Annotated in this window: 18 protein-coding genes and 2 pseudogenes; 12 read left to right on the forward strand and 8 right to left on the reverse strand. The window is 71.2% G+C overall.

The features are described 5' to 3' along the window. The 5 genes from ABZV94_RS26450 to ABZV94_RS26470 form a co-directional block, all read left to right on the forward strand. Nucleotides 1–435: malonate decarboxylase holo-ACP synthase (locus tag ABZV94_RS26450; protein WP_356344415.1), on the forward strand; the 435-nt coding region annotated here is incomplete at its 5' end. Beyond that, entirely contained in the window at nt 432–1,367 is a 936-nt protein-coding gene (locus ABZV94_RS26455) for a malonate decarboxylase subunit epsilon (RefSeq protein WP_356344417.1), read from the forward strand. The genes ABZV94_RS26450 and ABZV94_RS26455, both read left to right, overlap by 4 nt. A 542-nt stretch (nt 1,368–1,909) precedes the next feature. After that, nucleotides 1,910–2,743 (forward strand): fumarylacetoacetate hydrolase family protein, encoded by an 834-nt coding sequence (locus ABZV94_RS26460; RefSeq protein WP_356344420.1) that lies wholly within the window; start codon nt 1,910–1,912, stop codon nt 2,741–2,743. 98 nt (nt 2,744–2,841) lie between these two features. Next, nucleotides 2,842–3,336 carry a VOC family protein gene (locus tag ABZV94_RS26465; RefSeq protein WP_356344422.1) on the forward strand — a complete coding sequence of 165 codons (495 nt, stop codon included), beginning with the start codon at nt 2,842–2,844 and terminating at the stop codon, nt 3,334–3,336. A 33-nt stretch (nt 3,337–3,369) separates the two neighbouring features. Then, nucleotides 3,370–5,001 (forward strand): bifunctional 3-(3-hydroxy-phenyl)propionate/3-hydroxycinnamic acid hydroxylase, encoded by a 1,632-nt coding sequence (locus ABZV94_RS26470; protein WP_356344425.1) that lies wholly within the window; start codon nt 3,370–3,372, stop codon nt 4,999–5,001. An 81-nt stretch (nt 5,002–5,082) separates the two neighbouring features. Here the strand turns inward: ABZV94_RS26470 and ABZV94_RS26475 are convergent. From ABZV94_RS26475 to ABZV94_RS26490, 4 genes and pseudogenes are all read right to left on the reverse strand, one after another. Next, nucleotides 5,083–5,659: pseudogene (locus ABZV94_RS26475) on the reverse strand (IclR family transcriptional regulator C-terminal domain-containing protein). 328 nt (nt 5,660–5,987) lie between these two features. Further along, a complete protein-coding gene (locus ABZV94_RS26480; protein ID WP_356344426.1) occupies nt 5,988–7,499 on the reverse strand; it encodes an aldehyde dehydrogenase family protein in 1,512 nt (503 codons plus the stop codon). A 63-nt stretch (nt 7,500–7,562) separates the two neighbouring features. Beyond that, on the reverse strand, nt 7,563–8,285 hold the full coding sequence (locus ABZV94_RS26485) for a class II aldolase/adducin family protein (RefSeq protein ID WP_356344428.1): 723 nt from the start codon (nt 8,283–8,285) through the stop codon (nt 7,563–7,565). Further along, nucleotides 8,282–9,592, reverse strand: a complete 1,311-nt coding sequence (locus ABZV94_RS26490; RefSeq protein ID WP_356344430.1) for an MFS transporter — start codon at nt 9,590–9,592, stop codon at nt 8,282–8,284. Before ABZV94_RS26490 ends, ABZV94_RS26485 begins: the two co-directional genes overlap by 4 nt. Before the next feature lie 325 nt (nt 9,593–9,917). Between ABZV94_RS26490 and ABZV94_RS26495 the strand changes: the two genes are divergently transcribed. Both ABZV94_RS26495 and ABZV94_RS26500 read left to right on the forward strand, forming a co-directional pair. Then, nucleotides 9,918–10,235 (forward strand): hypothetical protein, encoded by a 318-nt coding sequence (locus ABZV94_RS26495; RefSeq protein ID WP_356344432.1) that lies wholly within the window; start codon nt 9,918–9,920, stop codon nt 10,233–10,235. A 342-nt stretch (nt 10,236–10,577) separates the two neighbouring features. Beyond that, on the forward strand, nt 10,578–11,543 hold the full coding sequence (locus ABZV94_RS26500) for a LuxR C-terminal-related transcriptional regulator (RefSeq protein ID WP_356344433.1): 966 nt from the start codon (nt 10,578–10,580) through the stop codon (nt 11,541–11,543). 145 nt (nt 11,544–11,688) lie between these two features. Here ABZV94_RS26500 and ABZV94_RS26505 read toward each other — a convergent pair whose 3' ends face one another. Together ABZV94_RS26505 and ABZV94_RS26510 are read right to left on the reverse strand one after the other, a co-directional pair. After that, the gene (locus tag ABZV94_RS26505) at nt 11,689–12,555 is read right to left on the reverse strand and encodes a LysR substrate-binding domain-containing protein (protein ID WP_356344435.1); all 867 of its coding nucleotides are present in this window, start codon (nt 12,553–12,555) and stop codon (nt 11,689–11,691) included. A 168-nt stretch (nt 12,556–12,723) separates the two neighbouring features. Continuing rightward, nucleotides 12,724–13,584, reverse strand: coding sequence for an NAD-dependent epimerase/dehydratase family protein (locus tag ABZV94_RS26510; protein ID WP_356344437.1), 861 nt, complete (start codon nt 13,582–13,584; stop codon nt 12,724–12,726). A gap of 204 nt (nt 13,585–13,788) precedes the next feature. Here ABZV94_RS26510 and ABZV94_RS26515 point away from each other — a divergent pair. The 3 genes and pseudogenes from ABZV94_RS26515 to ABZV94_RS26525 form a co-directional block, all read left to right on the forward strand. After that, nucleotides 13,789–14,388 (forward strand): annotated as a pseudogene (locus tag ABZV94_RS26515) (bacterial transcriptional activator domain-containing protein); the annotation flags it as partial. Between the two features lie 160 nt (nt 14,389–14,548). After that, the gene (locus ABZV94_RS26520) at nt 14,549–14,674 is read left to right on the forward strand and encodes a hypothetical protein (protein ID WP_356344464.1); all 126 of its coding nucleotides are present in this window, start codon (nt 14,549–14,551) and stop codon (nt 14,672–14,674) included. 528 nt (nt 14,675–15,202) lie between these two features. Further along, entirely contained in the window at nt 15,203–15,859 is a 657-nt protein-coding gene (locus ABZV94_RS26525; RefSeq protein ID WP_356344440.1) for a hypothetical protein, read from the forward strand. 33 nt (nt 15,860–15,892) lie between these two features. Here ABZV94_RS26525 and ABZV94_RS26530 read toward each other — a convergent pair whose 3' ends face one another. Further along, a complete protein-coding gene (locus ABZV94_RS26530; RefSeq protein WP_356344442.1) occupies nt 15,893–16,441 on the reverse strand; it encodes a sigma-70 family RNA polymerase sigma factor in 549 nt (182 codons plus the stop codon). A gap of 746 nt (nt 16,442–17,187) precedes the next feature. Between ABZV94_RS26530 and ABZV94_RS26535 the strand changes: the two genes are divergently transcribed. After that, complete coding sequence (locus ABZV94_RS26535; RefSeq protein WP_356344444.1) at nt 17,188–18,327, forward strand: hypothetical protein; 1,140 nt, start codon at nt 17,188–17,190, stop codon at nt 18,325–18,327. Nucleotides 18,328–18,728: 401 nt separating this feature from the next. On the opposite strand, the gene ABZV94_RS26540 is transcribed toward ABZV94_RS26535, so the two are convergent. After that, nucleotides 18,729–20,255, reverse strand: coding sequence for an alpha/beta hydrolase (locus ABZV94_RS26540; RefSeq protein WP_356344446.1), 1,527 nt, complete (start codon nt 20,253–20,255; stop codon nt 18,729–18,731). A gap of 1,086 nt (nt 20,256–21,341) precedes the next feature. Between ABZV94_RS26540 and ABZV94_RS26545 the strand changes: the two genes are divergently transcribed. Next, a complete protein-coding gene (locus ABZV94_RS26545; RefSeq protein WP_356344449.1) occupies nt 21,342–22,928 on the forward strand; it encodes a Na+/H+ antiporter in 1,587 nt (528 codons plus the stop codon). Nucleotides 22,929–23,087: the final 159 nt, after the last annotated feature.

Below are 23,087 nucleotides of genomic sequence, written 5' to 3' on the forward strand. Positions count from 1 at the left end.
CGGCGCTGGGCCGCGTTCGTGCCACACGAGGCGGTGACCGCGCGGGTGCGGCCGGAGGAGCTGACCGGGCGGCTGGCCCCGCGCGACCTGCCGGTCTTCCGGGCCCTGATGCTGCTGGCCGGGCTGCCCCTGCCGACCTGGGCCGCCGCCTGGGGGCCCGGCGGCAGCGCGGGCTTCGAACTCGCCACCGGTCATCCGGCCGTTCGCGCGGACAGTGACCTGGACCTCGTGATCCGGGCTCCCGAGCCTGTGCCCGCTCCCGAGGTGGCTCGCCTGCTCGCGACGCTCACCGAGCTGCCGGTCCGGGTGGATGTCCAACTCCAGTGCCCTCGAGGAGGGTTCGCCGCGGCCGAGTACGCGCGAGGCGGTCCGGAGGTGCTGTTGCGCACGGACGAGGGACCGTTCCTGGTCGCGGACCCGTGGGAGGCGCGATGAGCACCGTCTTTCTCTTTCCGGGGCAGGGCGGGCAGTACCCCGGCATGTTGCGGGAGCTGCCTCGGCACCCCGCGGCGGCACAGGTGGTGGAGGAGGTCTCGGGGCGGCTCGGCCATGATGTGCGGGATCTCGACAGCGAGGAGGCGCTGCGGTCGAACGCTTCCGTGCAGGTCGCGCTGTTCACCGCCGCCGTCGCCTCCTGGCGGGTCGTGGACGCCCTCGGTGGGCGGCCCGACTTCGTCGCCGGGCACTCCATCGGCGCGTTCGGTGCCGCCGTTGCATGCGGTGCGCTGAGTCTCGGCGACGCGCTGGACGCCGTACGGGTGCGGGGGCGGGCGATGGAGGACGCGTATCCGAGCGGGTACGGAATGGGGGTCGTCCTCGGGCTGGACGAGCGGGCGGTGGCGGGCCTGGTCGAGCGGGCCGTACGGCCCGGGGAGCCCGTGTACACCACGAACGTCAACGCGCCCCGGCAGATCGCGGTGTCCGGGGCGAACGCGGCCGTCGACCGGGTGCTGGAGCTGGCGGGGCCGGCCGGGGCGACGAAGGCGGAGCGGTTGCGGGTGAACGTGCCTGCGCACTGTCCGCTGATGAGGGGGCCGCAGGAACGGCTCGCGGACGTCCTGTCCGGTGCGGCGTTCGGTCGGCCCGTCGCTCCCTACGCATCGAACAGTACGGGGCGGACGCTGCGGACCGGGGAGGCGGTGCGGGAGGATCTCGTGCGCTCGGTGGCATGTGCGGTGCGCTGGCATGATGCGATGAGCGTGCTGTATGAGCGGGGGGCTCGGTTGTTCGTGCAGATGTGTCCCGGAGACGCGCTCAGTCGGCTGGCGGCGGGGGCGTTTCCCGAGGCGCGGGCGACGAGCCTGCGGGAGACCGGTCCGGCGCATGTCCTTCAGCTTCTTTGCAGGGAGGGGGGTGCGGGTATGTGAGGCTTCGGGCCGTACTGGGCCGGGGTGCGACGATGCCGTCGGCCCGCAGGGCCACCTTGTCGACGGTCGGACGCGGCCCCGCGTTGGGTCGTGTCCCCGCTCCCGCCGCCCGAACCTGACCCACCTCATCCTCATCCATCGCCGAAGAGCCCAGAACCCGCGATGCCGCATGCCGTTCGGCGCCGCCGGGGTCTGCGACCGGCTCCGATCGATACAACACGCGTCGGACCCGCGGCGCGGTGACGGCCTCACTCGCGACCGCGTCCCGCTGTCGCCCCGCTCCAGGCCGAATCCCGTTGGCCGGCGTCCCGCTGCGGGACCCTTCCACGACCGAGCCGTCCTTGGACATCCACCGCTAGGTGAGCGGGCCGATATTTCTTCCACCGCGAACGTCGCCGGGGAGGCGGGCGCCCGGTCGGCGGGCGAGACATCGCTAGTCCTGTTTTTCAGGATGTTCTTCCTTGTTTTCAGGACTCATGTTAGCGTGATGTCCATGGTCGGCAGGGCTGGGATGCCGTCGGAAGCCGGGACGAGGTGGACCAATGCGATTCGTTTCCCTGGAGCACGCCGGTGTACGGCGTGCGGCAGTCGTGCAGGACGGCTGGGCCGTGCCGCTGGACGGAGTGACCGAGCTCGGCCGGCAGACCCCGCTGGAGGTGCTGCGCGCGCCCCGGCTACTGGCGGACGAGCGGATTCCGCTGGCCGAGGCCAGGCTGCTCCCGGTCGTGCCGAATCCCGAGAAGATCGTCTGTGTCGGGTTGAACTACCTCACCCACGTGGACGAGACCCGCCGCGAACTGCCCACCTATCCCGTGCTGTTCACCAAGTTCCCGTCCAGCCTGATCGCGCACGGTGACGACATCGCGCTCCCGCCGGAGTCGCAGCAGGTGGACTACGAGGCGGAACTGGCCGTGATCATAGGTGCCACCGCCCGGCGCGTTCCCAGGGACCGCGCGTTCGAAGTGGTCGCCGGATACGCCGTCGCCAACGACGTGACGATGCGCGACTACCAGTACAAGACGCACCAGTGGCTGCAGGGCAAGGCGTGGGACGCCTCGACGCCGATCGGTCCGGCGCTGGTCACTCACGACGAGATCGGTGACCGCATCGGCGCGCTCGGCATCAGCCTCACCCTCAATGGCGAGGTACTGCAGTCCTCCGACACCTCCAAGCTGATCTTCGACATCCCGACCCTGGTCGCCACCGTCTCGGAGTTCACCACCCTGACGCCCGGCGACGTGATCCTCACCGGCACGCCCGGCGGCGTCGGCTTCCGCCGCGACCCGCAGGTGTTCCTGACCCCCGGTGACAAGGTCTCCGTGGTCATCGACGGCCTCGGCACGCTGGAGAACACCATCGCAGCCGAGCAGGTCTGAGCGGCCCTGGCCGCACCCCACACCCGAAAGAAGAAGAACGGCGCCCCGGCGCCGGAGCGGGGCCAACTCTCCCGCGCGGCAAGGAAAGCGAGAACGTCATGGCAGTCGTCGAACTCGGACACACCGGACTCTGGGTGGAGAACCTGGAGGTCATGCGCGACTTCTACAGCCGCGTCCTCGGACTCACGGTCACCGACGAGGACGCGGAGCGCGAGATCGTCTTCTTCAGCTCTCGCCCCGAGGAGGAGCACCACGAGTTCGTCATCCAGCGCGGGCGCACTGCCGCGCCGGGCGCGAAGCTCACCCACCAGATCTCCTGGCGCATCGACTCCCTGGAGACCCTGGTCGAGTTCCACAAGCGCTTCCGGGGCGAGGGTATCGAGGTCCAGCAGGAAGTGACCCACGGCAATGCCTACGGCATCTACTTCTTCGACCCCGAGGGCAACCGCAACGAGGTCTACGTCCGTGTCGATCGCGACGTACGCCAGCCCTTCCGCAAGACCCTCAACCTCGACCAGCCGCTGGAGGACATCGAGGCCGAGGCGGAGCGCCTGCTCTCCGACGGTGGCCCGGCTTACCAGCCCGTCCAGTAACCGAGCCGATCCACACTTGACCCAGGAGGCACCGTGAGCGGCCACGAGTTGGACGACACAGCAGAGGTCACGCTGGAGGCGGACGTGGCGGTGGTCGGTGCCGGCCCCGTCGGCATGACGGCCGCCGCGCTGCTCGCCGCCCACGGTCTGGGCGTCGTGGTGGTGGAACGCAACGCCACCACCAGCGACGCCCCCAAGGCCATCAGTATCGACGACGAGGCGCTGCGCGTGTACCAGGCCGCTGGTCTCGCCGAGCGCGTGACGCGCATCATCCTGCCCGGCACCGGGACCACATACTTCGGGGCCGACGGCGAGCCCGTCTTCCAGGCCCGTGCCGAGGTGCCGTACCGGTTCGGGCACCCGTTCAAGAATCCGTTCGCGCAGCCCGATCTGGAGCGCGAACTCCTCGACCACCTGCGCGAGCACCCGCGCGCCCACGTTCTGATGGGCACCGAACTCACCGCGCTCGCGCAGGACGCCAACGGCGTCGAGCTGACCTGCCGCTCCGTCGACGGCCCGGTCACCGTGAAGGCGGCGTACGTCCTTGGCTGCGACGGCGGCCGGTCCAAGGTCCGCGAATGTCTGGAGGTGGGCATGACCGGCCGCAGCTTCGAGGACGTCTGGTTGGTCGCGGACGTGCTGGAGGACCCGCACACCGAGCGCTACGGCATGCACCACGGCGATCCGGGCCGCCCGCACGTCATCGTCCCCGGCCGGGACGGCCGCTGCCGTTACGAGTTCTACCTGCACCCCGGCGAGTGCGAGGCCGGCGACCCCCCGCCCTTCGAGCTGGTACGGCGGCTGCTGGAACCCTTCCGCCCGCTCACCCCGGAGCAGATCCAGCGTGCGGTGACGTACAGGTTCAACGCGGTCGTCGCCGACCGCTGGCGGGTGGGCCGCTGCTTTCTGCTCGGGGACGCGGCCCACATGATGCCGCCGTTCGCCGGACAGGGCCTCAACTCCGGTGTCCGCGACGCCGCGAACCTGTGCTGGAAGGTCGCGGACGTGCTCGGCGGCCGGCTCACCGACGAGGCGCTGGACACGTACGAGACCGAGCGCAGGCCGCACGCCGAGGCGACCGTCGCCCTGTCGGCCCGGCTGGGCCGGATCGTGATGACCACCGACGCCCGGTTCGCGCGCCGCCGCGACGCGCACGTCCGCAACCTCATCGCCACTCCGGACGGCCGTGCCTACTTGGAGCACATGCGTTACCGCCCGCCCCAGCGCTACACCGACGGCCTGGTGGACGCTGGCGACGCCGACGACACGCCCACCGGTGTCGTCGTCGGCCAGCCACGCGTCTTCGACGTGGAGCACGGGCAGGTCCGGCTGCTCGACGAGGTCACGGGCAACGGCTGGGCGCTGCTCGGCGTCGGCGTCCCCGAGGACGCCTACGGCGCCCTGCGTGCGGCGCTTCGGCCTCTCGACCCGACCGTCGCGCACGTCGCCGTGGGCGAACGACTGCCGTGCTCGCCGGGCGTTCCCCACGTCCTGATCGACGTGGACGGGGGACTGGAGGCGGAGATGGCGCCGTACCGGGGCCGGTACGTGCTGTTGCGGCCGGACCGTTTCGTGGCGGCCAGTTGGGAGCCGGGCGCGGTGCCCGACCTCGCCAAGAAGCTCGCCCTGCGCACGGAGGGGGAGGCGCTGCCGCTGGTGGGCTGAGCGGGGCCGCATGCTGTGCGAGCGAACCGATGGAGGGACCGGCCCCGGGGGGCCGGTCCCTTTCTCCTCGCCATGCAGGGGTCAGGACCGCACCACGGTCACCAGCCGGCTGATCCCGGCGGCGGCCTCGCGGACCTTGCGGACGATGGTCTCCTCCGCGGCCTGTGAGGTACGGGAGGCGACGGCGGCGACGCTGACCGCCGCCACCACCGACTCCGCCTCGCCGAAGATCCGTCAGGGTCTGCGGGGTGAACGTGCGCAGCTCGGTACCACGCAGCAGCGACTCCGCCTCCTGCGGCGGGCTCCAGGCCAACAGGACAAGCGCGGAGGCGCCCGCGTTGATGGGGAGCGTCGTACCGCGCTCGTAGGAGATGCGCACCCGGTGCCTCTGGGACTCGGCACGGTCCAGGCAGACGACGAGGTCACCCACCCGGCGGGTGAGCAGCACGGTCTCGTGCACGGTCCCGGCGAGCGCGTTCAGCGTGGGCAGGGCCACCTCGGACAGGCCGTAGCTGCGGCGGGCGACTCTCGCCGGCTCCAGCACGCGAAGGCCGAGCCGGAAGCCGCCGACGGGGGCCTCCTCCAGGAAGCGGTTGGTCACCAGGCTCTGGAGGTAGCGGTACGCGGTGGACTTCGCGACGCCCAGTCCGCTCGCCACTTCGATCCCGGGCGCGGTCAGCCGTGGAGTTCCGCTCCCGGTAGGACGACGGCTTGGTCTTTGGTCCTGAGATGCGAAAAAATATACCTGTCAGGACTTCTGAGGGTGCTCATCAGCCATCATCAAAGCTCTCCGTGAGCCGCCGAAAGTGCCCCGCCCCCCGCCGGACGTCGGCCAGCCCGCCGGCAGCGTCGGCGTCCGGCGGGGGCGGCAGGCACGGAGGCCCGGCGGATGCTCGCCGTGCCGCGGAACGCGGGCGTCGGCGACGCCGAGACGCCCCGGCGGGTGGTGCGCAGGTCCGACCCGACGGGGCGTCAAAAGGCGGGATTCACTCGAAGTCGAGGTGAACGGCCTTCGTCTCCGTGAAGCTCAGGAGTTCCTCGACGCACTCCTCGCGTCCCAGGCCCGAGGACTTCAGACCGCCGAACGGGGTGCCCACGTAGTGGCGTGAGGAGTTGTTGATCCACACGTACCCGGCCTGGAGGGCGGCGGCGACGCGGTGCGCGCGCCGCACGTCGTTGGTGAAGACCGAGCCCGTCAGACCGTACTCCACCGAGTTGGCGACGGTCACCGCCTCCGCCTCGTCGCGGAACGTCAGCACCGACAGGACCGGGCCGAACACCTCCTCCCGCGCGATCCGCATGTCCGGGGTCACCCCGGTGAGCACGGTCGGCGCGACCATCAGCGCGCGGTCCAGACCGGGCGGCGTCACCGGAGTGCCACCGGCGACGACCGTCGCACCCTCGGCGCGCGCGATGTCCAGATAGCCGGTCACCTTGGCGAACTGCTCCGGCGAGACGACCGTGCCGACGTCGGTCCCCTCGTCGAACGGGTCGCCTATCCGCAGCTCGCTCACCAGGCGGACCACTTCGGCGACGGTCGCCTCCGCGATGTCCTCGTGCACCAGGAGCCGCGTCGTGGAGCCACAGGACTGGCCTGCCCAGGAGAAGTTCATGCCCCGCACCACGGCAGCTGCCACCTTGAGCGGGTTGGCGTCCGGGAACGCCACCATCGCGTTCTTGCCGCCCAGTTCCAGCGTCACGTCCTTCACCGCGCTCTGCGCCGCCGACTGCTGGATGCGCAGCCCCGTCGCCGCGCTGCCGATGAAGGCGATCCGGCGGATGCCGGGGTGGCGCACGATGGCCTCCCCGGTGGCGGGACCCTGCCCGGTGAGGATCGACAGCACGCCCCCCGGCAGCAGGTCCGCGACCAGTTCACCGATGCGCAGCGCCGACAGCGGCGTCTGATGCGGCGGCTTGAGGACGACACAGTTGCCGGCGATCAGCGGAGCGGCGATCTTCCCGGCGGCGAACATCGTGGGGTGGTTGTACGGGACGATTCGCGCGACCACGCCGATCGGCTGCTGCACGGTGTAGTGCAGCGCGCCGGAGTCCAGCGGCACGGTCTCGCCCTTCAGAGCGTGCGCGGAGTCCGCGAAGAACTCCAGCATGGCCGCGCCGGAGTGTACGTCGGCCTCCGCGAGCCGGCGGATGTTGCCGCCGTCCAGGGTGTCCAGAGCGCCCAGTTCCGCCGCGTGCTCGCGCAACCGGGCGGCGATCTTCCGGACGGCCGCGACGCGCTCCGCGATCGGGGTCGCGGACCAGGCGGGGAACGCGCGGGCGGCGGCGACGACGGCCGCGTCCACGTCCTCGGGACCGGCGTCGGGCACCTCCGCGATCACCTCGCCGGTCACGGGGGAGGTGTCGGTGTATCGGGCGCCCGAAAGCGGGGCGGCTGGTCGGCCCCCGACCAGCAGGGACCAGGTGCGCTTGCGCGTCCCGGCGGTCAAGCTGTCGGCGTCGGTGACGTCCAGGGCATCGTATCGGGGGGTCTGGGACATGTGGGTGATTCCTCCGGCAAGGGGTGCGGGTCGAGTGGTCCGGGGGCCGGCGGGCTCGGCCGGTCAGAACGGTTCGCGCAACGGCGATCCCTCGGGGAACGCCTGCCGCAGCAGATAGAGCCAGCCGGCCTCGATCTGGCTCGGCGGCCAGCAGGCGGCGCGCTTCTCGGCGGCCTCCGCCGGGTCGGACCAGGTGGCGAGCGGACCGGCGGCCAGTGCGGTGAGCTGGTCGCGGCAGGCCCGCTCCAGCAGGACGGCGTACATCACGGCGTGCGCCACGTCGCGGCCCGCCGTCACCAGCCCGTGGTGCGGCAGCAGACAGCCCGGAGCGTCGCCGAGCGTCCCGGCCAGCGCCGTCCCCAGCTCCCGGTCGGAGATCAGGCCGCCGGTGAGTGTGAAGCGGGGCACGTCGGGGTCCGCGAACAGTACCCCGTCGTGGCTGAGGGGCCGCAGCGGGACGTCGAGCGCCGCGAAGGCGTTGACTGCCGGGGCGTGCGTGTGCACCACGCACGTGACGTCCGGCCGCGCCTCCATGACACCGGTGTGGATCGGGTACTCGATGTGCCGCTTCCCGGCGCCCGAGAGGACCTCGCCGTCGGGGGAGACCAGTACGACCCGGCTCGCGTCGATCTCCTCGAAGCCCCAGCCCGAGGCCTTCATCCACACACCCCGCCCCCCGGGGTCCCGGACCGAGACATGGCCCCAGACCATGTCTCCCTGCCCGGCCGCCGCCAGCGCGGCGTGCGCGCGGACCACGTCGTCGGTCGGATCGGTGTACGTCGTCACGAGCGCGTCCCTGCCTTCTCCGCGAGGGCGCCCGGCACGGCGGGGGCCAGCCGCTCACCGCGGTGGCTCCGGCCGAGCAGGACGAGTGCGAACAGCACGACTGCGGAGCAGGCCGAGGTCGCGGCGAAGGTGCCGAACACCGCGCCCGGTCCCAGTCCCGTCGCCAGCACCCAGCCGCCCAGCGAGGGGGCCAGGATGGCGCCTGTCCTTCCCAGACCATTGGACCAGCCGATTGCGGATCCCCGCAGCTCGGCGGGATACGCGTCCGCGACCGAGGCGAGAAGCATGGTCAGACTGGACTGGCCGCCGACGCCCACCACGACCACCAGCGCCATCAGCCCGGAGGTGCTGTCCGGCCGCATCGCCAGCCCGACGATCCCGGCCGCCGTCATCAGCGCACACGCCATCGACACGGCCCGTGTGCCCCACCGGGCCGCGCCGAGCACGGCGAGGAAGGACCCGATGACGGCCCCCAGGTTCATCGTCATGGAGAACTGGAGCGCCGAGGTCAGCGGGTAGTGCAACTGCTGCATGAGCGAGGTCAGCCAGGTGTTGATCCCGTACCAGGTCAGCATGTTGGTGAAGGTGGCCAGCGCGAACAGCAGCGTCAGTGCCAGCAGGGAACCCCGGAACAGGTCGGAGGCGCGCGGACGCGGCTCGTCCGGGGTCCCGCCGGCGGGGACGTCCTGTGCCGCGGCGGCGGCCGTCTGTGTGTGGTTCATGAATTCCCGGGACTCCGGCAGCAGCACCACGCAGCCCACCAGGACGGCGACCGAGAACAGGCCGCCTATGCCGAACATGGTCCGCCAGCCGTGGATGGGCAGCACGGACTGGGCGATCAGCGCCGCCGCGCTGCCGCCTAGCGGCACGCCGCCCATCAGGACGTTGGAGACCAGAGCGGTGCGGCCGGCCTTGGAGTGCTCCTTGGCGAGCGCCAGCGCGGCCGGGATGACCGCGCCCATGCCAAGACCGGCGAGAAAGCGGTAGAGGCTCAGCTCCCAGGGCGCCTGCGCGGTGGCGCAGACGAATGTCCACACCGCGAACCAGGCCACCGAGGCGTTGATGAAGGGCCGGCGGCCGAAGCGGTCGCACAGCCGGCCGCCGGCCAGCGCTCCGAACAACATGCCGGCGTACACATAACTGCCTATGACCCCGGCGTCGGCGCGGCTCAGGTGCCACCCCGGCTCCTTCAGCAGGTCGGGCAGGAGTGCGCCGTAGACGATCAGGTCGTAGCCCTCCACGATCACGACGAGCGTGCAGAGGGCCACGACCGTCCAGGCACGGGTCCGTATGCGAGTAGGCGACATCACGGCTCCTCGGGGGTGTCGTCCCGCAGCCGGTATGTGGCCCATACCCGGCCGTCCTCGCACTATAGGGTCCTGAAAATTGGAATACAAGTCCTTCTATGTAGGACCACGTGTCGGAGGTGGGTGGTGGGTGGACCGCGGCTCCAGGCGTGTGGAAAGCGCGCGCACAGGAGGTGTGCGTGCGCATCTCGTGGAGCGGGACCGCCCTGTGGATCACCCGCTCACAGGTGACGGTGCCGGAGGCGAGGCCGATGCGCAGGATGCGCCGGGAGAACATGTCCCCGATGTACGCCGAGCCCTTGCCGTCCAGCACGATGCTCTGCGAATGGCCGAGACCGCTCGCCACCGTGCGGACCGGCTGTCCCTCGCGCACCTCGAAGAACTTGCCGCTGCCGCCGACGACGTAGACCGAGCCGTGCGCGTAGGCCAGGCCCTGGGCGGAGCCGACGCCCGCGCCGATCCGGGTGGCCTTGCCGGTGGCGAGGGCCACCTTGCTGACGTTGCCGTCGAAGTCGCCGGTGTAGACGTGGCCGGCGCCGTCGGCGGCGATGCCCCGCGGGTTGCCGAGCCCTGCGCGACGGTGCGCACCGCCCCGGTGGCCGTGGTCACCTCCACCACTCTGCCGTCGCAGTACGTGTGGTAGATGTGGCCGGCGTTGTCGGTGGCGACCCGGAGAGCGTTGCCGAGGTCGGCCGCCGTGATCCTGCACGAGGCGGAGGGGCAGGTCACGGTCGGCATGGTGGCGGCCGAGGCGCCGGTGGCGAGCGGTGGCGGTGACGGCGCGGGTCTTCATGATGCTCTCCTTGGTGAGCGGAAGCCGGGCCAGCGGACGGCCGACAACAGGCCGCTCCGGACAGCCACTTGTCAGCGATTTCGCATTATTCTTGTCCCATCCAAACGGAAAGGCCCACGGTTGCCGGGATTTGCGTGCCAGCTAGCAGCAAATGCCCTTGCCGGCACTCTGATCACGGAAGCGGGAGTGGAAATGACGCCCCTGGAGCCGCTGCGCGCGCTCGGACTGTCCGAGGCGGCGGAGCTGTCCTACCTCGACCTCATGGAGACCGGCGAGTGCCCGGCCGCCGAACTGGGCTCACGCCGCATGCTCGACGAGGCGGGACTGAACCAGGTGCTGGCGGAGCTGGAGTCGGCGGGGCTGGTGCGCCTGCGCGCCGACGGGATCGTGCCCGTGCCGCCCCGACTCGCCTTGGAAGCGCTGGCCGAACGGCGCTCGCGGGAGGCGGCGCTGGCGCGGGAGAGTGCCGAGATCCTCTCGCAGTTGTGGGCCCGCCGCTCCGGCCGCCGCATCGACTTCGAACTGCTGCCCTCGCACGAGGCGGGCCGCATGGTCCTCAACGGTATCCAGGGCGACGCCCGCGAGCGGGTGCGTGCCATGACGCTCGGCAACCTCTCCACCGAGGGCCACCAGATCGTCGACGGCCTCTTCGACGCCCTCGCCCGTGGGGTGCGCTACGAGGTCATCTATGGCGCCCACGTGCTTGAGGACCTGAACGCCCTGCACATGGTGCAGCGATGCGTGGAGGCGGGGGAGAAGGCGCGGGTGTTCGCGCACGTGCCGATGAACCTGACCATCGTGGACGACCGGTGGGCGCTGGTCGCCGCCCGGCGCTCGCCGGCCGACGGCAGACCCCGGGTCGCGGCCGTCGTCGTGCACGACTCGCCCTTCCTGACCGGGCTGGTGGGGTTCTTCGACGCGTTCTGGCGGATGGCGGTGCCGATCACCGCCGCCTCGCCCGCCGATGACGGCACCTCGCGCGAGAGCAAGCAGTTGCTCACCTATCTGGCCGCCGGGCTCACCGACGAGGCGATCGCCCGCGAGTTCGGGGTGAGCGAGCGGACGGTCGCCCGACGGATCAGCCGGCTCCAGGAACTCCTCGGCGCGCAGACCCGGTTCCAGCTTGGTCTGCAGGCGGCCCGGCAGGGCTGGATATGAGGGAATTTACTTTGCGGAAGCAATTCCAAATGACGGAAGGGTGGAGTGCCCACCGGCCGTGGTGGAAAGCGACCGCACGGATCCCGTCCCCTACACGAATCCGGGCGCGTGTCGGGTTCACCGAAGCCGCTTCCTCGCCGCTGACCTACTGTTGCCCCAGCGTCTCCGCCGCCTCGGCGAAGTCGTGCAGGATCGGCGAGCGCCGGGACGCCACCCAGGCGAGCGCCACCTCGTTGGGGCCGATGTCCTCCACCGGCAGCGGCACCACGTCCGGCCGGGTGTAAAAGTTCGCGGTGGACAACGGGATCACGGCGATCCCCGCCCCGGCCGCCACCAGTTCCAGCTTCTCCTCCACCTGGTGGATCACCGGCACCTCGGGTCGCGTCCTGCCGCGCAGTTCCTCTGCGACGTCCCGCCACTCCGGCACCGCGTCCGGATCCTGGAGCAGATGCTCCGAAGCCAGGTCCGCGATGGTCACCGACGCCCGGTCCGCCAACCGGTGCCCGGCCGGCAGCACCACCACCCGCGGCTCCTGGAACAGCGACCGCACCTGGAGACCGTGCCCGTCGATCGGCAGCCGCACCACGCTCACGTCGGCTCGTCCGTCCAGCAGCACCTCCACCTGGTCGTCCCAACTGGTCCGCAACAGACGTACGTTCACGTCGGGGTGGCGAGTGGTGAAGAGGGCCGTGGCCGGGGTGAGCGTGATGCCGGGCATGAAGCCGATGGTGAGTGTCGGCGTTCCCTGCGCCGCCGTCTTCACCCGCCGGAGCAGCGCCTGGGCCGAGGCGAGCAGTGGGACGGCGTCCTCCAGCAGTTGCTCCCCGGCCCGGGTCAGCAGCGTGCCGCGCCGGTCGCGGTCGAAGAGCTCCGCACCCAGGTCGTTCTCCAGACTGCGGATCTGCCGGGACAGCACCGGCTGCGCGATGTGCAGCCGTTCGGCAGCGCGTCCGAAGTGGAGTTCCTCGGCCACTGCCGTGAAATACCTGAGCTTCCGCAGGTCAAGATCCATCCGTACTCACCACTCACTCTCTGGGGGACGGACGGCCGCCGGCCGCGCCGGAACGCCCTGCGAACGATTGGCCTCGGCTGTCCGCCTGACGGCCGAGGAGGGGGTCATATCCACTGCCCGGGACACAGTGGTGGGCGTTCTCCGCCCACCACTGTGTCCGGCACCCGATCACTCGCCGCGGGCGATCACGCCGAGCGGGTCGGTGAACTTCGGCTTCCAGCCCAGCTCCGCCTCGGCACGCGCCGGGGTGAGCTGCTGGTCCAGGGCGAAGGCGTCCGCGATCGGCCCCATCTGCTGCTGCGCCCGCTCCAGCGTGATGGAGACGACCTTGCCCTCCAGACCGACGGACTCGGCGACGGCCAGGGAGACGTCCTTGGCGGTCGGGTTGACGCCGCCCACACCGACGTACACCGCACCGGGCCTGGCCTTCAGGGCGGCCACGTACAGCTCCGCGATGTCGTCGATGTGCACCAGAGCCCAGTGCGCGGAGCCGTCGCCGATGTAGGGGATGGCGCCCGCTTCCTTGCCGGGCTGAGTGTAGAAGATGTCGATCAGGCGGTTCTCCCCGCCGTACAGCAGGCCCGGCTGCACCAGCACCGGACGACCGCCCTGCGCGGCGCGGGCCAGCACCGCGTCCTCGACCGGCTTGCGCCACGCGACCAGCGCCGGCGGGTTCTCCGGTGCGGTCTCGTCCACGACGCCGTTCGTGTCGCCGTACACCCAGGTACCGCCGGTGTGGACGTAGGCACCGGAGCCGATGCCGTCCTGCATGGCGGTGGCCGCGGCGAGGTCCTCCTCACCGGTCTCGGCCTGCGCGAGGTGGATGACCGCCTCCGCGTCGGCGGCGGCGGCGTTCAGCACGCCGAGGTCGCCCAGACCACCCCGGACCGGCGTCGCCCCCACGGAGCGGACGGCCTCGGCGGAGTACTCGCTGCGTGCCAGAGCCTGGACGGTGTGCCCGTGCTTCACCAGGGCGCTGATCGTTGCCCGGCCGATGTATCCGGACCCGCCGGTGAGGAAAACCTTCATGGTGGTGACTCCTGTCTCGGTTCGCTCGGTGGCTTCGGTGAACAGCCTGCGTCCCCGGCCGCACCGGCGTCCAAGACCCTTTCCGACCGCTGTGATACCCGGTCGGCATCAGGCCTCCGAGAAGGTCGGGAATGCTCGGGAACAGCGCATGATCAGGCCGGACGCCCCGGCCCGGGCGTCCGTGGAAGGGACGGTACGCCCGTCATGTGCGCGGGGTGTGGCGCCGAGGAGCCGGTGCTCGGCGCGGCAAGCGGCCCGGTCAGCTCGCGCCGCTCCTCGCCCAAGGCGGGCAAACCGCCGCCGTCCACAAGATCGTCGGCGCGGTCTGGCAGGACAGTCCCCGGACAGCGGCACGTGGTGCACCACCACATAGGCGGCTGCGCCGGCTGCTGGAACCCGGACTGCCCGCGCGCTCCTTCGCCCGGTACCTGGGGGGCGACGTCGGCGGCTACCGCTTCGGCGCCGACCGCGACTCACTGGACCCGCTGCCCTGCCGTCACGCGCGTGGCCTGCCCGCCGGGGCCACCTGGCTGCGCGTGGAGTACCGGCACCTGTGGCGCAGGCCACCACCTCGGGGGGATCCCGCCCGGGTGCGAGCCCAGCCCGTCTTCACCGCCGTGGACGGCGAGCACCTGGCCCACCGCAAAGAATGCCGCCGAGCTCGCCCTCCGGGCCGGGCGGGAGCAGAGCGCCGGTGTCCTGGTGACGCTCCGTCAGGCCGCCGCGCAGCACCTGCTCGACGAGGCGCTGCAGGCCCGGCTCATTCTGGTCCTCGCCGCCACCGGCCATCAGGCCGAGGCACTGGACGTGTACCGCACCGTCCGCTCCCAGCTCGCCGACGACCTCGGCGTCCATTCAGGCCCCGACTGGCCTACTTCACCGGACGGCAGGCCGAACTCGCCCGGTTCGTGCCCTGCTGACCGCCCCGCACACCGCCGCCGTCGTCATCAGCGTGATCGGCGGCATGGCGGGCAGCGTCCGTACGACCGCCCTGGCCGTGCACTGGGCGCGCGAGACAGCCGCTGCCGTACCGGACGGACAGCTCTACATGGACCCGGGCGCGGTTTCCACCCGACTGGCACGGCGGTGAAGCACCACCGAGGCCATGCACCTTCCTGGACACCCTTGGGGCCGCCCGTCCAGCGCATCCGCGCCGGGGTCGTGGTGGGCCCGGTCGTGACAGAAGGCGTGGCCCAGCCCGTCCCGGTCGGGCAGAGGAGCGGTTTCGTGTGCGCCAGCCGCGCTGTGGGCCGTCCATGTCGAAGGACTGGGTCAGCGAGAACACTCGGCGATGATGGCGTTCAGCGCACCGACGGGTTCTGTGGCGGCGTTCATCCTCGTGCACAGCTGCTACGAGGAAAAGCGGTTGCCAAGCCCGGCGCCCCTGACACGGTCCGGGGTGCAGAAGGTTGCGACCAGACGGCCGGACACTTCCCCGGCCCTGCGCGACTGGTCAACCTTGGATGCCGGTTGCGGGACGTTCGTTCACGACAAGTAAGTCAAGAATGGGTACGGGGCTCGGCGCGCCGGATGGACAGTGAACATCGGGACAGGTCCGCGTCGTGTGCTTTGTGGAACAGGAAAACCGTCAGGTCCGGCGAAACGGAGGCAGGCTGTCGTGGTGGCGTTGGACATCGGCCGTCCTGAAGGGCCGTGCAGGGCCGGGGCGGGGGAGCACTTCCTGCTCGACATTCCGGACACGTGGGGTCCGGTCGACGCGGCCGGCACGGCTCTCGCCCGCTCCAGGGACCGCGTGCTGGCGGAAACCGACGACCCGGGCGAACGGGCGCGCATCGTCGGGATGTTCTGGCTGGGCGAGACGGTGGTCCGCACGGCCCGCGCGCACGGCGACCTGCTCGCCGTCGGCACGGCCTCACGCTCCGCGTACGGCCTGTTCATGGCCTACGGAGCCGTCTTCCGAGTGACCGCCCCCCAAGAGCAGCCGGTGGTGCTCTCCGCGCTCTCCGCCCGGCTCGGCGTGGGTGCGGGAGGCCCGCCGGAGGACCGTGTCGTCGCCTGCGCGGACGTGCCCCGGGTGGGACGAGTGGTGCGCATCACCGCGACTGAGGTGCCCCTGGTGCCCGGCGACCCGGACGCGCGGCTGTTGACGATGCACACGATGATGCCGGTGCCAGGCACTCCCGGGAGCTACTTCGTGGTGACGCTGGCCAGTCCCAACGTGCCCATGAAGGAGGGTGTTTACGACCTCTTCGACGCCATCACCAGTACGTTCCGCTACCCGGTCGGGACTGGGCGTCCGACCGCTTGCCGGTGAGACCGTTCGGGCGGGCCGACCCGGACATCGATGTCAGGCCTGGTGGGTTCGCGCGCTGCCGCGGGCCTTGGTGCGCAGGCTGGTCAGGGCGTAGTGCTGCCGAGACTTCACGGTTCCGGTGGGGATTCCCAGGATGCGGGCGGTCTCCTGCACGGTCCGGTCGCACACGTAGGTGTGCAGCAGTACCTCCCGGTGCTCTGGCGAGAGCTGCCGTAGGAGTGTTGCTGTGTCGACGGAGGCGAGGACCGCGTCGGCGTGGTCGGGAAGGCTGGCGTCGCGGCCCTCGGCGCCTACGGTTTCGCGGCGGGCGGTGGCGGTGCGCATGCGGTCGATGACGAGGTTGCGGGTGACGGTGAGGAGCCAGCCGCGCACCGAGCCGTCGGTGCTGTAGAGGCGTTCGGCGTGGGGCCAGGCGCGGATCAGGGTTTCCTGGACGATGTCCTCGGCCGTGTGGCGGTCGTTGAGCAGCTTCTCCGCGTAGGCGAGGAGCGTCTTCTCGTGCTCCGCCACCAGGGTCCGGAAAAACTGCGTCGGCGGGTCGACCGCGGCCGGCGCCGCGACGGTGAGGGTGGTCGTAGTCATCTGGCGGTTCCTGATACGGAAGGTGTGGGATCGCGGCCGTTCACCGCACTCGGAAGCGGAGGTGCCGGCACGCTGTGCGAGCGTAGACAGGAGCTCTTCCGAAACGCTGACGGTCTACTGATCACCCTCCAGCCCCTCGACTGTGACCGAGAGTCAGTACCCGCCGAACCCTCTTCTTCGTGGCACGCGGGCCGCTCGCGGGGAGGGCTCGGCGCGACGGAGTTGGTGTGGCTGACCTTGAGGGACCACCGTCAGTGACAAGCCTCAGGGGGACCGTGGAGCAGATGCAGCCGAAGGCCGGCCGCCCAGGGCGGTCTCTGAGTATCGCGGTGGCGCTGTTGGTTCGTGGGCGCTGCGCTGGTGTTCCGCTTCCGAAGCCCCCGGCAGGCGCGCAGGACGAGGCGGACACCGCCGCCGGGTAGTGCCGAAGACCGGCGTGTGGCTCGACTGGATTTCCTTGCCCGCGGTGACGACGGTCCGGTGGGACGGGTGGCGCGGCGGACCCGACTTCTGTGTCATCTGTGTGACGTCCTCTCAGACAGACGTCCTCACCTGCCGGTCTGGAGCTTTCTGACCGAGTGGGGTTTTCTGCTCGGCAATCGGAGGTCCTGCCCCGGGGTTTGGTGGCCCAGCCGCTCCGTCGAGTTCCTGACATGCCGATTTCCGCCAGCGCAAGGCGTCGCGCCGTCCCGATCCGGCAGTGAAGAGTATGCGCACCGCGAACTCACGACCTCAGTAGGGACGTCATGAAGAGATCCATAAGGCTGCGCACGGCGGCCACCGTGCTGGTCATGACCGCCGGACTGCTGGCCCTACCCGTTCAGGCGCAGGCCGCGACCGCCGACGGCACGTCACTGGCGCAGGCCGAGACCCTGCTGGACAAGTTCCAGGCGGAGGCCGTTCCCGCCTCGTCCCCCGCCGCGCAGTTGCAGAAGCGACTGGCCGAGGACCAGGACACCGCCGACGCGATCGATCCGTCGGCCTACCAGTGCACGACCTCCACGCCCGTGCGGGACTGGCTGGCCGCCTCACGCTCCGACTGGACGCGGTCCGACCAGAACGATGCCGACCTGTTCCTCCAGGTGGTGCTGCTCGACAGCGTGCTGTACCCGGACGCGCACAGCAAGCAGTTCGGCGCTCAGGGTGAGTTCACCAAGGTAGTGAACCGGACCTTCGGGGACCTGGGCAGGTTCTGGGACATCGACGCGTCCCGAATAGACGTGGTCGCCATGCACCCCGACGTGCTGCTCGACCCGGCCGGTGTCCAGCGGGTCTTCCAGGAGGCCTTCGGCGTGCCTGAGGAGGCCGCGAAGAAGCTCGGCGAGGCCGTCGCCACCATCGCGGACCAGGACAAGTTCGACCACGGCCAGCACCCGTACTTCACCTTCAACGCCTTCGCCATGGACGGCCTCGACCTGACCGACCGGACCATCCCGCCGGAGATCATCATGGGTGACGGGGTGCTGGAGGGCTACAAGGCGGTCGGTCTCGACGACGTGGCGCCGGCGTCGATCCTCGCCCACGAGTACGGTCACCACGTGCAGTACCAGCGGGACCTGTTCGAGACCGACCTCACCGGCCCGGAGGCCAGCCGGCGCACCGAACTGATGGCGGACTCCTTCGCCGGCTACTACCTCACCCACGTGCGCGGCGCTCATTACAAGTGGGACCGGGTGCGGGACTTCCAGAAGGTCTTCTTCCAACTCGGCGACTGCTCCTTCGCGGCGGCGAGCCACCACGGCACCCCGAACCAGCGTCTGCACGCGGCACAGTACGGCTTCACCCTGGCTGAGCTGGCGTTCCCGCGCGGCCAGGTGATGCCGACCGTGGAGTTCGCGGCGAAGTTCGAGAAGGTGCTCCCGCAGATGGTGGCGCCGGACGCGTGACGGATCGTACGCGCCGCGCCTGATGCGGTGTGGCGTGTGCCGTCGGGCGCACGCCACACCGTGGCGCGTCACTTCACACCCTCACCCACCGGTCAGTCGAGGCTCACCACCGTCCCCGCCCCGTCCGGGTACTGGACCGCGCCGAAGCCCCCACCCCGGACCAACTGGCCTCCAGCTCCAGCGGAGTGCGCAAACGCGCCCGTGGACCGCGACGGAGTCACCAGAGCCCTTTCACCATCCCCCCGTTCGGCGTTGCGCCGCTACGGGGCGGCTTGCGGCTTCCCCCTCATCATCGACGGGCTCTTCCTCACTGAGGCGAAGCACTGACCCCGCACGAGGGCGACACCTCTGCGCCCCGTACGGCAGACGCCGTACGGGGCGCAGGCCTTCACGGAGCGTGATCAGCCCAGCGGCTCCGGGTCCGGAAGCGGGGCACAGGTCTGGTCCGCTTGGCGGCCGGGCCTGCGGGTGGGAAGGGTTCCATCCGCGAGGTAGCGCGCGATGGCGCCGTCCACGCAAGGGTTCCCGGACGGGGTGCCGCCGTGGTCCACGCCGCCGTCGACCGCCACGAGCGCCGAGTGCGGGTAGCGCGCCCGCACTTCGAGGCTGCCCGCGAAGGGGGTCGCCGCGTCAGCGGTGCCGTCCACCAGCAGGGCGGAGGCCACCCGCGTGCCGTCCACGGTCACCGGGGTGCCGGGGCGGGCCGGCCAGGTCAGGCAGGGCGCGTTGAACCAGGTGTTGCCCCACGTGGTGTCCGGGGCGTCGGCGTGCGTAGCCTCGGAGTCGCGCCGCCAGGTCGCCCAGTCGGCCGGGTAGGGACCGTCGGTGCAGATCTCCGCGAGAAGTGCGGCGTACGTGTTGTCGTTGCCGCGCTGGCTGAGCTGCGTGAACAGCGCCTTCAACGTCTCGCCGTCGCCGGAGTTCACCCAGCCCGAGAACGCCGAGCCGAGCAGCGGCCAGGTCTGCTGGAAGTAGGAGGCCACCAGGAAGACGTCGATCCACTCGTCCGGCCCGATCACCCCGGCCGCCGGCTGTGTCCGCACCCGCGCGAGCTGCGCGTCCCAGACTCGTGCGACCTCGGCGCGGGTCGTCCCCAGGTGGTACGACGCGTCGTGCCCGGCCAGCCAGTCGAACCAGCGGTGCAGGTTCTTCTCCAGCGGGACGGCTTGGTCGAAGCCGTTGGCGTGGTACCAGTCGCGGCGCGGGTCGACGTTGCTGTCGAGCACCATCCGCCGCACCCGTTCCGGGTACAGCGTGCTGTACACGTGCGCGACGCGGGTGCCGTACGACTGCGCGTACAGCGAGATCCGGTCGAGGCCGAGGGCCTGGCGGACGGACTCCATGTCGGCGACCGTGTCGGTGGTCTTCATGTGGTCGAGGAGTCCGCCGGGGTGGGAGGCGGCGCAGTCGGCCGCGTACCCGGCGGCCCGGTTGCGCCAGACGACCTCGTCGGCCGGGGCGGACGGCACGTAGTCCGGCCGGTCGAAGTCCATGTAGTCCGGGTCGCAGGACAGGGCCGGGACGCTCGGAGCGAGTCCCCGGCGGGCGAAGCCGATCCAGTCGTAGGTGCCTGCCGCGCCGCCCGGCAGCCGGGACGCCAGCAGCGGTGAGGTGTAGCCGGAGCCGCCGAGCGGATTCGGGGCGAAGAGGACCGCGCCTTGGTAGTCGCGTTCGGCGGAGGTGTGCGCGACGCGCGAAAGGGCGAGCCTGAGCTTCGGCCCGCTCGGGTCGGCGTGGTCCACCGGCACGTCCAGCGTGCCGCACTGCGCGCCCGCCTGGGCGAGCGCGAAATCGCTGCACGGCCCCCAGACGATGCCGGCCGCAGCCCCGGTGGGCGTCCGTGCGGGGGCGGCCGACGCGGGCGGCGCCAGCGCCGACCCGATGGCAGTCAGCAGCGCGACCGCCAGCGTCGTAACGGTTCTTCTCACCTTGGTTCTCCTCAGGACGTGATGCGTGATCGCGGGCGAGGGGAGAGGGCACGGCGCGTCATCGTCCGTGCGCTCGGCGATCATGTGACCACGAAAGAGCCTGCTTACCGGCGAGTTGGTCAGATCCGCTCGGTGGACAAGCCGCTGGTCAGGCAGTTGCCGGAGGGTGACATCCTTCACCTTTCGCGGCGTGAACGCGCCGGGGGCGCGGTCACGTGAAGTAACGGGGGGAGTGCGGCGCCCCCCGGCGACCGGCGCGGTTCACTGCCCCGGTGATGCTGACGATGAGCGAGGCCACGGACCTGGCCACCTCATGCTCGGGCGCACCTTCACCACGGACATCACCGGAGACGTCGTCTTCTCCGGGATTCGCCCTGATCGGCGTCCGCGACTCCTCGGATCGCGGAGTTTTTCTCGCCGCCGGGGCCTTCCGCGGCGGACGCATCGCGCGCACTCACCCACCCACGGGGCCGCGTGATGCACCGCGCGCCGGTCCGGGAGACCCTGCTCCTCGTCGCCTCCTCCGTCCTCGCGGCGATCTCCGACCAGTGCACGCCGTCGCCGACGATGTACTGCTCGGCACCCCGATGGACCACCAGAACGCCACCTCCCGCGCCCTCGCCGCGCCCGAGCTGACCACACCGTGCCGCCCCTGACCATCATCGGCACGGTTTCCGGCGGCCCGGCCGGCCGGACAGGACGGCACCTGCTGTTCACCGCGTGCGTCTTCGCGAGCGCCGTGACCGGCGCCGTCGCCGTCCTGCACGGCCACGCGGCGCTGCCGCTGCTGCTCGCCGCGATCGTCCTCGCGTCGGTCACCCTGGATACTCTTCAGGCTGACCCGCCCGGAAGCGGGCTGGACCGCCCCGCCGTGACCGGCGGCCACGGAGGACCCTCAGCGAGCGGACGCGCCCCACGGTGGGCGTCAGTTCCCGCGTCCCGGCGTTCGTCTGCGGCGACGTGCCCAGCGCCTGGCGCCCGGGCCGTTCCCGCCGGTGCGCGCCCGGTCGGCGGGCATGCCGTACGGTGGGAATCCTGCCCGAGCGGGCAGAAGACCCCGTCCCGCCGCCGACCTCGGAGTCCACCGTGCTCGGTCTCGAACTCGTCGTACTGCTCGGATTCGCGGCCCTGCTCGGCAACGTCGGCGCCAAACGGTTCCGGATCGCCCCGCCCGTCCTGCTGCTCGCCGCCGGTATGCTGCTCGGCTTCGTGCCCGCGCTGCGTCAGGTGCACCTGCCCTCCGAGGTCGTGCTGCTGCTGTTCCTGCCGGTCCTGCTGTACTGGGAGAGCCTGAACACCTCGCTGCGCGAGATCAGGGTCAACCTGCGCGGCATCGTGCTGCTCAGCACCACCCTCGTCATCGCCACCGCCGCCATCGTCGCGGTTACCGCGCACGCCCTCGGCCTGCCCTGGGGGCCGGCCTGGGTGCTCGGCGCCGCCGTCGCCCCGACCGACGCCACCGCCGTGAGCATCGTCGGCCGACTGCTGCCGCGTGGCCAGGTCACCGTGCTGCGCGCCGAGAGCCTGGTCAACGACGGCACCGCACTCGTCGTGTACGGCGTCGCCGTCGGTATCACCGTCGGCCGGGAACACCTGGAGGCGCTGCACATCACCTGGCTGTTCGTGCGTGCCTATCTGGGCGGCGCGCTGGTCGGCGCGGCCGTCGCCGGGATCGCAGTGTGGGTGCGCCGGCGTATCAAGGACGAACCGCTGCACGGCCAAGTGCTCATGCTGCTGGTCCCGTTCACCACCTACCTGATCGCCCAGGAGATCGGCGCGTCCGGCGTCGTCGCGGTCGTCGTCTGCGGGCTGATCATGAGCCAGGTCGCGCCGCGCGTGGTCCGCGCAGACATGCGTCTGCAGGCCAACGCGTTCTGGACGGTGGCCACGTATCTGCTCAACGGCTCGCTGTTCGTCCTCGTCGGACTCGAACTCCACTCCTCGGTACGGACGTTGTCCGCCGCGGATCTGCCCCGCGCGGCGCTCACGGCCGTCGCCGTGACCGTCGTGCTGATCGCCGCCCGGCTCGCCCACCTCTTCGGCAGCGCCTACCTCATCCGCGCCCTTGACCGCCGACCCCGCCAACTCCTGCTCCGGGTCAGCAACCGCTCCCGTGTGGTCAGCGGCCTGTGCGGGTTCCGCGGCGCGGTCTCGTTGGCCGCCGCGCTCGCCGTGCCGCTCCAACTCGACTCCGGAGCGCCCTTCCCTGACCGGAACGTCATCGTTTTCGTCACCGGCGGGGTGATCGTGCTGACCCTGCTCCAGGGACTGGTGCTGCCCGCAGTGGTCCGCTGGGCGCGGTTGCCTCAAGACACCTCGGTCGAGCGGGAGCGCCGGCTCGCGGAGAGCACCGCCACCCAGGAGGCGCTGGCCGCCCTGCCCCGGCTCGCCGACGAACTCGGCGTCGGCGATGACGTGGCTGACCGGCTGCGCGTCGAGTACGAGAAGCACCTGGCGTTCATCCGGGCCCGCGCCGACGGCGACGAGGAGCATCCGGCGCTCCGTGAGGAGCAGGAATACCGGCGGCTGCGCCAGGCGCTCATCGCCACCAAGCGTGTCGCCCTAGTCCGCCTGCGCGACGAACGGCGCATCGACGACACCGTACTGCGGCACCTGGTTGCCCAGTTGGACATCGAGGACGTCGGTCTGGCCTCGCGGCAGGCGACGGACTGAGGACGGCTGAGCGGCCGGGCGGGCAGCGTACGCCTCAGGAAACGGCACTGCCGCCCGGCAGTGGACCGACGGCACCACGCCACCGGTGATTCGGCCGCCGACGAACCCGGCGCCCCGTCGATCAGCGCCGCGGGCGTAGAGCCCTCGGCCTCCGACCGG

The organism is Streptomyces sp. NPDC004658 (genome assembly GCF_040609555.1).
GTDB lineage: Bacteria > Actinomycetota > Actinomycetes > Streptomycetales > Streptomycetaceae > Streptomyces.

Bases quoted from the DNA above. Each gene is read 5' to 3' on its own strand.
- ABZV94_RS26455 (WP_356344417.1), top strand. From the start codon at position 432: ATGAGCACCGTCTTTCTCTTTCCGGGGCAGGGCGGGCAGTACCCCGGC.
- ABZV94_RS26460 (WP_356344420.1), top strand. From the start codon at position 1,910: ATGCGATTCGTTTCCCTGGAGCACGCCGGTGTACGGCGTGCGGCAGTC.
- ABZV94_RS26465 (WP_356344422.1), top strand. From the start codon at position 2,842: ATGGCAGTCGTCGAACTCGGACACACCGGACTCTGGGTGGAGAACCTG.
- ABZV94_RS26480 (WP_356344426.1), bottom strand. From the start codon at position 7,499: ATGTCCCAGACCCCCCGATACGATGCCCTGGACGTCACCGACGCCGAC.
- ABZV94_RS26490 (WP_356344430.1), bottom strand. From the start codon at position 9,592: ATGTCGCCTACTCGCATACGGACCCGTGCCTGGACGGTCGTGGCCCTC.
- ABZV94_RS26495 (WP_356344432.1), top strand. From the start codon at position 9,918: ATGGCCGAGACCGCTCGCCACCGTGCGGACCGGCTGTCCCTCGCGCAC.
- ABZV94_RS26500 (WP_356344433.1), top strand. From the start codon at position 10,578: ATGACGCCCCTGGAGCCGCTGCGCGCGCTCGGACTGTCCGAGGCGGCG.
- ABZV94_RS26505 (WP_356344435.1), bottom strand. From the start codon at position 12,555: ATGGATCTTGACCTGCGGAAGCTCAGGTATTTCACGGCAGTGGCCGAG.
- ABZV94_RS26510 (WP_356344437.1), bottom strand. From the start codon at position 13,584: ATGAAGGTTTTCCTCACCGGCGGGTCCGGATACATCGGCCGGGCAACG.
- ABZV94_RS26520 (WP_356344464.1), top strand. From the start codon at position 14,549: ATGGCGGGCAGCGTCCGTACGACCGCCCTGGCCGTGCACTGGGCGCGC.
- ABZV94_RS26530 (WP_356344442.1), bottom strand. From the start codon at position 16,441: ATGACTACGACCACCCTCACCGTCGCGGCGCCGGCCGCGGTCGACCCG.
- ABZV94_RS26535 (WP_356344444.1), top strand. From the start codon at position 17,188: ATGAAGAGATCCATAAGGCTGCGCACGGCGGCCACCGTGCTGGTCATG.